The sequence below is a fragment of the Amycolatopsis sp. SID8362 genome (assembly GCF_010550475.1).
GTDB classification, from domain to species: Bacteria; Actinomycetota; Actinomycetes; order Mycobacteriales; family Pseudonocardiaceae; genus Amycolatopsis; species Amycolatopsis eburnea.
On sequence record NZ_JAAGNB010000625.1, the window covers coordinates 1 to 10692 of the forward strand.

A 10692-nucleotide genomic window follows, 5' to 3' on the forward strand; every position below is an offset into this window, starting at 1 on the left:
GGTGTCCATGAGCGCCGGTACCCCGAGAGCCAGGGCGTAGAGGAAGACCGACCCCAGATCCCCCACCACGCGGTCGGCGGCGACGAGCGCCGCCCGCCAGCCCTCCTCCGGAGGCAGCAGGACGAGCCCCCGTTCGCGGGCCGGAGCCAGCCAAGCCCGGATCTGGCGGCGGCTGTAGCCGTGCCAGACGAACGGGTGCAGCACCGCCACGACCAGGTACTCCGCTCGCGGGAGTTCCTCGACCAGCCGCGAGAAGATCGACGGATCGGTGCCGAAGAGCGAGTGCCTCGACCACGTCGACGTCGCCACCACGACCCGCTGCCCCGGTGTCGCGCCGAGCGCCCGGCGGTACGCCTCCCGGTAGGGCAGGCCGGCCAGCATCCGGTCGAACGAGGGATCGCCCGCGACGACCGCCGTCGAGAGCGCCTCGGGACAGTCTCGCGCCAGCATGAGTTCTTCGTCGTGGGTGGCCAGCGCCAAGGCGGCGGGAACGACCTGGCCACCGCGGGTGAGGCGGTCTCGGCTCAGGTTGTGCCGCCGAGGGTCGCCGTCGGGCCCGATCCTGGAGCCGACGCCGCTCGCGCCGTGCGGCATCGCCAGGACCGGACCGTCCAATTCGGACACACCCCAGTCGCACGGGGCCAGCACCAGGTCGAACCTCGTGCTCACGGCCTGCCGCCACGGGATCACCAGACCGTCGAGCCGGCGGACGTAGTCGTCGATGCCCGCCCAGCGGTAGCCGGTCTCCGGCGTCGAGAGCATCACCTGGATCCGCATGTCGCTCTCCAGCGCGGGCAGGACGTCCTGCACCCGTTCGCCCGCTTGGACGTGCGGCACGACGCCGAGCACGCGCTTCACGCCGGGACGGGTCAGCCAGAAGGCGGCCAAGGGATCGCCGGCGGCGATCACCCGGTCCGCGGTCGTCGCGATCACTGGTCAGCCACCTCGCCGGCACGGCTGGACGTCGATGGCTCCCAGGTCTTTCCGCGTCCGGCCTCCGGTGCCGGCGACCTCGACCGCGACGTGGAGGGTCACGGTGGTGTTCCCGGCGTAATCCGGCCCGACCTGGCCGGCCCACTCGGTTCCCCCGCCGGTGTCCCACATCGGCAGGGTGGTGCCTCCGTCGGGGAACGTGAGCAGGAGCTTCGCCGTTTCGGCACCGGGCTGGACGGAGACCCGCACGGCCGACGACGTCGGCTTGCTCCCGCACGTGCCGCTGTCGGACGCGTAGATGGTCCGGTACTGCACCCACGAACCGGTCACGGCCGGAGCGCTGTCCTGGCGGCTGCTTGCGCCGGTACTCGCGGGCCGATCCGGCGTCGGGGTCACGGTCGACGGGGGTGTGGGGCGGGTCGTGGTGGACGGGGACGTGCTGAGCGGTGGCGTCGTGGTGATCGGGTGCGCCGGAAGCGCGGTTATTCCGATCGCCGGGTTCGGTGACGCCGGTTCCGACACCGGGTCGGTGGTCGACGGCATCAGGAAGATCGTCACCACCGCGGCCCCGATCACGCCCACGCCGGCGGCCGCCGAGACCGTGGTGAACCGGGGCGCGGTCAGCAGCCGGCGCAGCAGTCCCGTTCCCAGTGCCAAGCCGGAGACGAACACGAAGATCGCCGAGCGCAGGCCGTCGCGGTCGGCGGCGCGGCGACGGCACCGCGCGCAGTCGTCGAGGTGGGCCAGGACCACACGACGGAACTCCGGCGAGTCGGTCGCACCCTCGGACAGCTTGATCAGGCGTTCACAACGGCTCGCCCCTTCGCCGGGAGCGGTCGTCAGCAGCGCCACGGTGGTCGCATCGCGCAGTTCTTCGCCGGCGCGCCGGCGGCGGTACGCCAGCTTCGGCACCGGAATTCCGAGTTGTTCGGCCAAGTCGGCTTGGGTGCAGTGCTTCAGCTTCACTTCGAGGAACAGCGGGACGTCGCGGCGGTGCTTCTCGTCCATCAGCTCGAGGACGCGGTCGACGAGATCTCGGGTGTCGGACCGGATTTCCGACGCCCGGATGGCACAGAGACCCGGCTCGGGCACTACGTCACCCGGAACTTCGCAGCGCGCACGCCGTTTCCGCCAGTCGTCGCGGAGCTTGTTCTTCGTCGTCACGCACCACCAGCCGGTCCGGTCCTGCGGCGTGATCTCCTTTCGCTTTTCGAAGAGGTAGGCGAAAGCCGCAGCGGCCGCGTCCTCCGCGGCCCACTTGTCGGCCGAAGCGTTGCCGGCCGCTCGAACCATCTTGGCCCAGCGCTTCTCGAAGGCTCGCGCGAAATCTTCTGCTTCCCAGCCGGGCTGCCGGTTTTCGGGTTCATCCATGGTCTTGAAACGCGCCTGGCGATGCCGCGCCGCGCGGGATCGGAAGACTTGTGCCCGATCGGGCGACCCGACCCATCGACCGTACCCGACACGCTGACGTCCGGCTCCGGCAGTTCTGGCCGGGCACGTGGTAACTCAGCCCAGCAAGGCCAAGATGGCGGAAGACTTCGCCGGGTCGAGGAACCGCAGCCCCATGAAGTTGTCGCCGGCGGTGAAGCCCGGCAGCGCCCAGATCGCCTCGTAGGGCACGTCCAGCACCCGGTAGCTCCGCAGGCTGTAGACGTTGCTCCACACGCACTTCCCCGGCGCCGGCCGCCACAGGCTCCGGGCGAACGCGGGGTCTCGGAAGCTGTGACCGACCTCCGCGGCCGCCCGCACGTGCTTGCCGCCGGTGAGCAGGACGACGTCGCCGGTGCGCACGGTGGCCATCCGCTTGTCGTGCTTCTCCGTGGCACCCCAGAACCGCGCACTGCCGTCCGGGTGCAACGCCGTCAGCCGCTCGACGTCGGCCGGGGCCGCTCCCGCGAACGGCACCGGCCGGTCGAGCGTGGCCGCGCCGTAGCGGCGGGCTTCCGGGGTGCCGTAGGACGGCTGGATGAAGACCTGCACCGCACCTCCGGCTGTCGCGACAATGAAATCGGGCTGAGACAAAAGACCGTAACAACGGGACGGCGGCCGACGTCACCAGACCCACGCAATCCGTGGGAGGGTGAAGATGACAGCGACCGCACCGGTCCGGGAACTACCCGAAGAGGAATCCGCTGCGCCGGAACCAGCGCCACCACCGGCGCCGGAGCGTGGAGAACCGCCGGGCTCGCACTTGCTGGGTGTGTGGGGCTACCTTTTCCTTTTCTGCGCACCTCTGGTGATTTCCCTGCAATTCTGGCGCGACGCCTTGCCGGGCCCGGTCTACTTCACCGTGCTGGCGCTGGCGGTGCTGTGCTACGCCCGCATCCTGCTGCACGTCTTCACGACGAAGCTCGCCAGCGCGGAAGCCAAGGGCAAGCGGAACTTCAACGGCGCCGTCGAACCGGGAGCCGTCGAGCAGCTGGCCAAGCACCTCGAACAAGACCACGGCCAGGACAGCGTCTCCGCGGAACACCTCCGCCAGTTCGCCTGGTCGCTGCTGACCCCGGCGGCCGTGCGCCGGCGGGTCACCGACGAGTACACCCCGGACCACCGGACGCTGCGCAAGTCCGTGTCGATGGAGTTCTCGTTCGACCGGAGGTTCCACCCGTGGAGCACACCGGGTCACGCCTCGCCGCGCGGCGAGGGGGCCCTGGTCGCGATCACCCTGCCCAAGAAAGGCCAGTTGTACGACCACTTCGGCGTCACCGACGCGGCGGGCAAACCGATCCCCCGGCTGCTGCAGCTCGAGTACCGCATCCTCGTGGCCAAGACGCTCCGCGCGCTGCTCCGGGCCGCGTTCGCGGGCGCCGAGCTGACCGGCGAGTGCCTGCGAGCCGAACGGGACGCCCTCGCGGAGATCGTCCGGTTCGGGCTGCCCGAGCAGGGACCGGACGAAACGGACCAAGAGTTCCAGGCCCGCCAGGACGACCACCTGGACCACCGGCGGCGCGTGCTGGAGCGGATCGGGAAACTCGAGCTCCCGGAGCGCGGGGACCACCGGTTCCTCCGGCTCGCGGTCGAACTGGTCGCGAAGCTGTCGCTCAACTACGCCGTCGTGGTGGCCATCCCCGGCCAGGGCGAACGGTACGTCGTCAAGTACGACTACACGCTGATCCCCGACCTGGAACTCGGGAAGGTGACCGGGCGGCGCGGCCTGCGCAGCCGGCTGCACTTCATCCTCGGCACCCGGCCGGTCTTCCTGTCCGTCAGCGCGCGGAACGCCGCCTACTGCCAGAGCTACCACCTGACGATCAACGCCGCCTCCAACCTCTACGTCGGCGACTTCGACATCTCCGCGATCACCGACCACGTGGACGCGGAGGGCACGGCCGGCGCCAGGCCGCGCTGGCGGGTCCGGGGACGCCGGGGACAGCACTACTTCCACCTGCACACCCGGAGCCTGAAGGTCCTGGGCAAGCAGGGTGATCCCGACCAGCTCCGGGTGACGGTCAAGTTCTTCGAGGTGCCACCCGGGTCGCTCGGCCACGCGGGGATCGCCGCGCTCGCCTGCCTGGCCATCCTCGCGGCCGTCACGTGGACCGTGGCCAAGGCGCCGAACGTGGACGCCATCGACACCGAGATCGCGGCGTTCCTGCTGGCGTTCCCCGGGCTGGCGGCGGCGTGGCTGGGCTTCGAGACGCGATCGGCGCACCTGTTCGAAGGGACGCTGACCGCCCGGATCTCCTCGGCCGTCACCTTCCTGCTGTCCCTGACCTCGAGCGTGCTCCTGCTCCTCACGACCTCGCACGTCGTGTCCCGGCACCCGGTCCACCTGTTCGTCTTCGTGGCCGCCGACTGGCTGTGGTCGCTCCTGGTCGGGTGCGCGCTGCTGCACGCCGCCGCGATCTGCGCGTTCTGGTGGCAGCGAGCCACGTTCTACCGGCGGCTCGCCGTGAGACCGGTCGGCAGTTCCGGGCCGCGGGCGACTTCCTGAACCGAATCCGAGGAGGAACGCAGACCATGCGCGACGTCATCCGGCTGCTCGTCGGCGGCCGCAGCTACGACTACCTGGCCGCCGCCCACGCGGAACGGCGCTACAACAACCGGGAACGCGACGAGGTCAAGGAAGCGCAGTGGAACGTGAAGACGTTCGACTGGCCGCTGAGCCACCCTGACGACGTCGCCGACGACGACGGCTTCCGGCTGCTCGGCAGCGACGCCTACGCCCGCGCGCTGGAGGGGCTGGACAGCAGTTTCGTCAGGCAGCCCGTCGACGGCTCCCCCGCGGAGCGCGACGAGTAGCTCAGCCGCCGTGGGTGGTGTCGCTCTGGTAGGTCGTGTACGTGTACGGGTTGTCCAGGATCTTCGTCTCCGGTACGTCCGGGTTCATCCCCTGCCGCCACGCGTCCTCGCCCAGCTGGGACCGCAGGTGCTCCACCGTCGCCTCCACGCGGCGGCGGAGCGCCGGGAGGTCCACTCCCACCAACCGGCCGTCGCGCTTCACGATGCGGCCGTCGACCAGGACCGTGTGGACGTCGCCGCGCTGGGCTTGGAAGGCCACGTGGCCGTACGGGTTCAAGAGAGGGAACGAGGCCGGGGAGTCGTCGTTCTTCAGCAGGACCACGTCCGCTTTCTTGCCGACCTCGAGGGTGCCGAGATCCGTGCGGCCGAGTGCGTGGGCGCCGCCGCGGGTGGCCCAGTCCACCACCTGGTCCGCGCGCAGGGCCGCGTGCGTCACCGTTTCGCCCTTCGCGTGGGCTTCCAGGTGCTCGCGGGAGCGGTCCGCGCCCAGGGTGGCGCGCATCGCGGAGAACAGGTCGCCGCTCCACCAGACCGAGGTGTCCATCGACAGCGACACCGGGATGCCGTACTGGCGCAGGGCCCAGGTGGGCGGGTAGCCCTGGCCGGCGCTCTGCTCGCTTTCCGTGGACACCGACACCGAGCCGCCGGTCGCGGCGATGCGGTGGTAGGAGTCCGCCGACAGGGAGGCGCCGTGGACGTAGATGGTCTCCGGGGTCATGAACCCGTTGTCGTGCATCAGGCGGATGCCGTCGTCGCCGGTCGCGCCCCACACGCCCGCGTGGGTGGTGACCGGGACGCCCAGGTCGCGGGCCACTTCGAACGCCGGTTTCTCCGGGAACGCCGGGTCGCCGGTGACGTCGAACGCGAGCTGGAAGCCGAGGTCGCCGCCGGTGCGGCGGGAGACGAAGTCGCGGAACTCCGCGGTGCCGGTCCAGTTCGCCGGCGCGTCCTGGATGTTGCCGTAGGCCAGCACGAACCGGCCGGGCACGGCTTCGAGCGCGTCGGCCGCCGCATCGGCGTGCTCGGTGGTCTGCAGGCCGTGGGACCAGTCCACTGTGGTCGTGACGCCCGCTTCGAGCGCTTCCCACGCGCCGAGCAGGTTGCCCGCGTAGATGTCTTCGGGGCGGAACACCTTGCCCCATTCGAGGTAGTACCAGACGAAGTACTGCGTGAGCGTCCAGTCGGCGCCGTAGCCGCGCATGGCCGTCTGCCACAGGTGCCGGTGGGTGTCGATCATCCCCGGCATGACCAGCCCGCCGGTCGCGTCGATCTCCTCGGTGCCCGCCGGGACCTCCAGCGCGGGTCCGATGGCGGCGATCCGGTCGCCGGTGACGAGGACGTCTTCGCCGGGCAGCACCCGGTGGGCGTCGGTCAGGACCGTGCCACCCCGCAGGACGATCGAACCGCTCATCACTGCCTCCAGTTGCGTACACTCGTCCGCCAGACGGACATCGGATGGGTGCCGCCACTTTCGTCCAGCGCCCAGCCGGTGTCAATCCCCGCCGCTACGCTGCCGTGCAGGACCATCGGAGAGGGAGGTGGCGCATGCCACGCGAGGGAGCGGGTCCCGACTTCATCGAGGCGCTGGCCCGCGGGCTCGAGGTGATCACGGCGTTCCGGCCGGGGCGCCCGGCGATGACGCTCGCCGAGGTCGCCACCGCCGCCGGCCTGGCCCGCCCGACCGCGCGCCGCATCCTGCTCACCCTAGAAGAGCTCGGGTACGTCCGCACCGACGGCCGCGACTACGCGCTCACCCCGCGCGTGCTCGACCTCGGCGTCGCCTACGTCCGCTCGACGGGGCTGTGGGACGTCGCGCGGCCGCACCTGGAACGCCTGGTCGCGCGCACGAACGAGTCGTGCTCGATCGCCCAGCTCGACGGCTCGGACATCGTCTACGTCGCGCGGGTGGCGGTGCCGAAGATCGTCGCGCTCGCCGTGCAGATCGGCACCCGGTTCCCGGCGCTGCCGACGTCGCTGGGCAAGGTCCAGCTGGCCGCGCTGCCGCCGGACGAGCTGGAGGCGGTGCTGGCCGAGCCGACCCGGTCCGGGCTCGTCCCGCGCTGGCGGCCCGACCGCGCCGAACGCGACGCCGAGCTGCGTGAAGTCCGGGCGCGGGGGTGGGCGCTGACCGACGAGCAGCTCGCCCCGGGTATCCGGTCGGTGGCCGCGCCGCTGCGGGATGGGTCCGGGCGGGTGATCGCCGGGGTGAACGTCAACTGCCATGCCGCCGAGACGCCGGTGGAGAAGCTGCTGGAGCACCACCTGCCGCTGTTGCTGCAGACCGCCGGGGAGATCAGCGCGGACTTCGCCCGGCTGGACACCGTCCCGCACGTCACGGTCCCCGCCACGCCTTGACCACGCGGCGCCCGGTCTGGAGGACCGGGCGCCGCACCGGTGCGCTGCCCCCGCCGCGCCTTGACCGCGTTCCCGCTCGGGAGCAGACTGCGGACACAAGTCCGTCAGACGGACAGATGCGGAGGCGTTGCGTGGAACGACCCGAGGGTCCGCTGTCCGGGCTGCTGGTCGCGGACTTCTCGCGGGTGCTCGCCGGCCCGTACGCCACGATGCTGCTCGCGGACATGGGCGCCGACGTCGTCAAGGTCGAAGGGCCCCAGGGCGACGAGACGCGCACGTGGATGCCGCCGGTGCGCGGGGACGTCTCCACCTACTACCTCGGCGTCAACCGCGGCAAGCGGTCGATCGCGCTGGACCTGCGCGACGAAGCCGACGCCGCCGTCGCGCGCGAGCTGGCCGCCCGTGCGGACGTGCTGATCGAGAACTTCAAGCCCGGCGGCCTGGCCAAGTACGGCCTGGACTACGCCGCCGTCCGGGAAGCCAATCCCCGCAGCGTCTACGCCTCGATCAGCGGGTTCGGCTCGGGCGAAGGGCGCCACGTTCCCGGTTACGACCTGATGGTCCAGGCCATCTCGGGGCTGATGAGCCTGACCGGCGATCCCGACGGCCCGCCGTACCGCGCCGGGATCTCGGTGTTCGACGTGATGGCGGGCAACCACGCGGTGATCGGCATCCTCGCCGCGCTGCGCCACCGGGACGCGACCGGCGAGGGGCAGCACGTCGAGGTCAACCTGCTGTCCTCGGCGCTGACCGGGCTGGTCAACCACAGCTCCGCCTACGCCGCCGGCGGGGTGGTCCCGTACCGGATGGGCAACGCCCACCCCAGCGTCTTCCCCTACGAACCGCTGCCCACCGCGGACGCCGACCTGATCGTCGCCGCGGCCAACGACGGGCAGTTCCGCAAGCTGTGCGACGTCCTGGACCTGCCCGGGGTACCCGACGATCCGCGGTTCGCCCGCAACGCCGACCGCACGAAGAACCGCGAAGAACTGCGGCCGCTGCTCGTCGAACGGCTCAAGACCCGCGGCGCAGTGGACTGGTTCGAGGCGCTGACGAAGGTCGGTGTCCCATGTGGACCGATCAACACCATCGACGGCGGGTTCGCGATGGCCGAACGGTTCGGGCTCGACCCGGTCGTCGAGGTCGGCGAGGGCGACCGCGCCGTCCCGACCACGCGCCACCCGATCCGGTTCTCCGCGACGCCCGCCGGCTACCGGCTGCCGCCGCCGGAACTCGACGAACACGGCGCCGAGCTGCGCGCCTGGCTGACGGAGGAGCGAAATGCCTGACCCGGCTTACGAAACCGCGCTGGGCTCGTCCACCAAGGACAAAATCACGCTGCTCGGCCAGGACCTCGCCGAGGACGTGATGGGGTCGGTCGGCTTCGGCGAACTCGCCTTCTGGCTCGCGACGCAACGACGTCCGTCCAAAGGGGAGACCCGGGTCTTCGAGGCGGTACTGGCCGCGCTGGCCGACCACGGGTTCACCCCGACCGCGATCGTCACCCGGCTGACCTACCTGTCCGCCCCCGACTCCGTGCAGGGCGCGCTCGCCGCCGGGCTGCTGGGCGGCGGGTCGCGGTTCCTCGGCGTCACCGAGGACTGCGGCCGGTTCCTGCACGACGTCCTCGACGGCGCCGAGCGGCCCACCGACGAAGCGGGCTGGGACGCGCTCGCGCTCGAGACGGTGAAAACGCAGCGTGCCGCGAAGAAGTTCGTCCCGGGGCTCGGGCACCACGTGCACAAGGACGGCGACCCGCGCACCCGGCGGCTGTTCGCCATCGCCGACGAGGAGGGCCTGCGCGGCCCGCACCTGGAGCTGTTCGCCGCGATCGGCCGCGTGCACCCCCAGGTGCTCGGGAAGACGCTGCCGCTCAACGGCGCGGGTGTCTGCGGCGCGGCGCTGGCCGACCTCGGGCTGCCGCTGCCGCTGCTGCGCGGGTTCGCGCTGCTGGCCCGGACCGCCGGGCTGATCGGCCAGCTCGCCGAGGAGCTGCGCCACCCCGTCGCCAACGACATCTTCCTGTCGGTCGACCTGAACAACCGGCCGGTCCCGCCGGACCCCGAACCCTGAGAGGAACGCCGATGCGGCTCGTCACCGAGGACAACATCACCGAGCTGGCCGCGGCGCGCTGGGCGAGCGCGCACGACCCGCGGACGGCGCAGGTGCTGGCCGCGCTCGTGCGCCACCTGCACGCCTTCGCCCGCGAAGTGCGGCTGAGCGAGACCGAGTGGATGGCCGCGATGCGGTGGCTCACCGAAACCGGGCAGATCAGCGACGAGAAGCGGGAGGAGTTCATCCTCGCCTCCGACGTGCTCGGGTTGAGCATGCTGGTGGTGCAGATGAACCACGCCTTCGACGCGAAGGCGACCCCGGCCACCGTGCTCGGCCCGTTCCACATCGACGGCTCGCCCGAAAAGGAGTTCGGCGGTGACATGTCCGACGGCCTGCCCGGCACGCCGCTCTACATCACCGGCACCGTCGCGGGGCTGGACGGCTCCCCCGTCGCCGGCGCGGTGCTGGACGTGTGGCAGGCCGACGAGGAGGGCGCGTACGAGTCGCAGATCCCGGACGTCGACGAAGCCCGGCTGCGCGCGAAGTACACCAGCCGCGCCGACGGGACGTACTGCCTGCGCACGATCGCGCCCAAGGGCTACTCGATCCCGATGGACGGCCCGGTCGGCGCGCTGATCCGCGGCACCGACATCAGCCACTTCCGGCCCGCCCACGTGCACTTCCTGATCAACGCGGCCGGCTACGAGCCGCTGATCACGCACCTGTTCCAGGAGGGCGCCGAGTACCTCGACAGCGACGTCGTGTTCGGCACCAAGCAGGAACTGGTCGTCGCCTTCGAGCCCCGCGAGCCGGGGCCGACGCCGGACGGCGGGCACTGCGCCGAGGCGTGGCTCGAGGCGCGGTACGACTTCGTCCTCCAGCCCGTCTGATCCCCGATGCGCGCCGCGGAGATCCGGGTGGCGGGCGAGCCGCCGGTGGTGACCGACCGGCCGGCGCCCGAACCGGGGCCGGCGGAGGTCGCGGTCAGCGTGACGGCGGCCCCGATCACGCCGCTGGACGTGCTCTGCGCGTCGGGCACGTCGTACTTCGGCCGCCCGGCGACGCCGTACGTGCCGGGGGTCCAGGGCGTCGGCGTCCTGACCCGGC

The 10692-nt window shown here is 71.5% G+C and carries 10 protein-coding genes and 1 pseudogene; 7 read left to right on the top strand and 4 right to left on the bottom strand.

From position 1 onward, the window contains the following. From G3I65_RS19375 to G3I65_RS19385, 3 genes are all read right to left on the bottom strand, one after another. A partial coding sequence (locus G3I65_RS19375) for a hypothetical protein (RefSeq protein ID WP_160697358.1) occupies positions 1-933 on the bottom strand: 933 nt, incomplete at its 3' end. A 3-nt stretch (positions 934-936) separates the two neighbouring features. Next, positions 937-2304, bottom strand: a complete 1368-nt coding sequence (locus G3I65_RS19380; protein WP_160697359.1) for an RNA polymerase sigma factor — start codon at positions 2302-2304, stop codon at positions 937-939. Between the two features lie 135 nt (positions 2305-2439). Then, on the bottom strand, positions 2440-2913 hold the full coding sequence (locus G3I65_RS19385; protein ID WP_160697360.1) for a hypothetical protein: 474 nt from the start codon (positions 2911-2913) through the stop codon (positions 2440-2442). 256 nt (positions 2914-3169) lie between these two features. On the opposite strand from G3I65_RS19385, the gene G3I65_RS19390 reads away from it, so the two are divergent. Together G3I65_RS19390 and G3I65_RS19395 are read left to right on the top strand one after the other, a co-directional pair. Beyond that, entirely contained in the window at positions 3170-4867 is a 1698-nt protein-coding gene (locus G3I65_RS19390) for a hypothetical protein (protein ID WP_160697361.1), read from the top strand. 26 nt (positions 4868-4893) lie between these two features. Beyond that, positions 4894-5175, top strand: a complete 282-nt coding sequence (locus G3I65_RS19395) for a hypothetical protein (RefSeq protein WP_160697362.1) — start codon at positions 4894-4896, stop codon at positions 5173-5175. Between the two features lies 1 nt (position 5176). Here G3I65_RS19395 and G3I65_RS19400 read toward each other — a convergent pair whose 3' ends face one another. After that, positions 5177-6586: an amidohydrolase family protein gene (locus G3I65_RS19400; protein WP_160697363.1), complete on the bottom strand. Its 1410-nt coding sequence runs from the start codon at positions 6584-6586 to the stop codon at positions 5177-5179. Positions 6587-6720: 134 nt separating this feature from the next. Between G3I65_RS19400 and G3I65_RS19405 the strand changes: the two genes are divergently transcribed. The 5 genes and pseudogenes from G3I65_RS19405 to G3I65_RS19425 form a co-directional block, all read left to right on the top strand. After that, entirely contained in the window at positions 6721-7530 is an 810-nt protein-coding gene (locus G3I65_RS19405) for an IclR family transcriptional regulator C-terminal domain-containing protein (RefSeq protein ID WP_160697364.1), read from the top strand. 131 nt (positions 7531-7661) lie between these two features. Continuing rightward, the gene (locus G3I65_RS19410) at positions 7662-8819 is read left to right on the top strand and encodes a CaiB/BaiF CoA-transferase family protein (RefSeq protein WP_160697365.1); all 1158 of its coding nucleotides are present in this window, start codon (positions 7662-7664) and stop codon (positions 8817-8819) included. Next, entirely contained in the window at positions 8812-9603 is a 792-nt protein-coding gene (locus tag G3I65_RS19415; protein ID WP_160697366.1) for a citryl-CoA lyase, read from the top strand. Before G3I65_RS19410 ends, G3I65_RS19415 begins: the two co-directional genes overlap by 8 nt. 11 nt (positions 9604-9614) lie before the next feature. Then, positions 9615-10475, top strand: coding sequence for a dioxygenase (locus G3I65_RS19420; RefSeq protein WP_160697367.1), 861 nt, complete (start codon positions 9615-9617; stop codon positions 10473-10475). Between the two features lie 6 nt (positions 10476-10481). Then, positions 10482-10692, top strand: a pseudogene (locus G3I65_RS19425) (zinc-binding alcohol dehydrogenase family protein); the annotation flags it as partial.

What these genes read in the sequence shown, in the direction of transcription:
- G3I65_RS19400 (WP_160697363.1), bottom strand. Translation starts at nt 6,586, where the DNA reads ATGAGCGGTTCGATCGTCCTGCGGGGTGGCACGGTCCTGACCGACGCC.
- G3I65_RS19380 (WP_160697359.1), bottom strand. Translation starts at nt 2,304, where the DNA reads ATGGATGAACCCGAAAACCGGCAGCCCGGCTGGGAAGCAGAAGATTTC.
- G3I65_RS19395 (WP_160697362.1), top strand. Translation starts at nt 4,894, where the DNA reads ATGCGCGACGTCATCCGGCTGCTCGTCGGCGGCCGCAGCTACGACTAC.
- G3I65_RS19405 (WP_160697364.1), top strand. Translation starts at nt 6,721, where the DNA reads ATGCCACGCGAGGGAGCGGGTCCCGACTTCATCGAGGCGCTGGCCCGC.
- G3I65_RS19415 (WP_160697366.1), top strand. Translation starts at nt 8,812, where the DNA reads ATGCCTGACCCGGCTTACGAAACCGCGCTGGGCTCGTCCACCAAGGAC.
- G3I65_RS19420 (WP_160697367.1), top strand. Translation starts at nt 9,615, where the DNA reads ATGCGGCTCGTCACCGAGGACAACATCACCGAGCTGGCCGCGGCGCGC.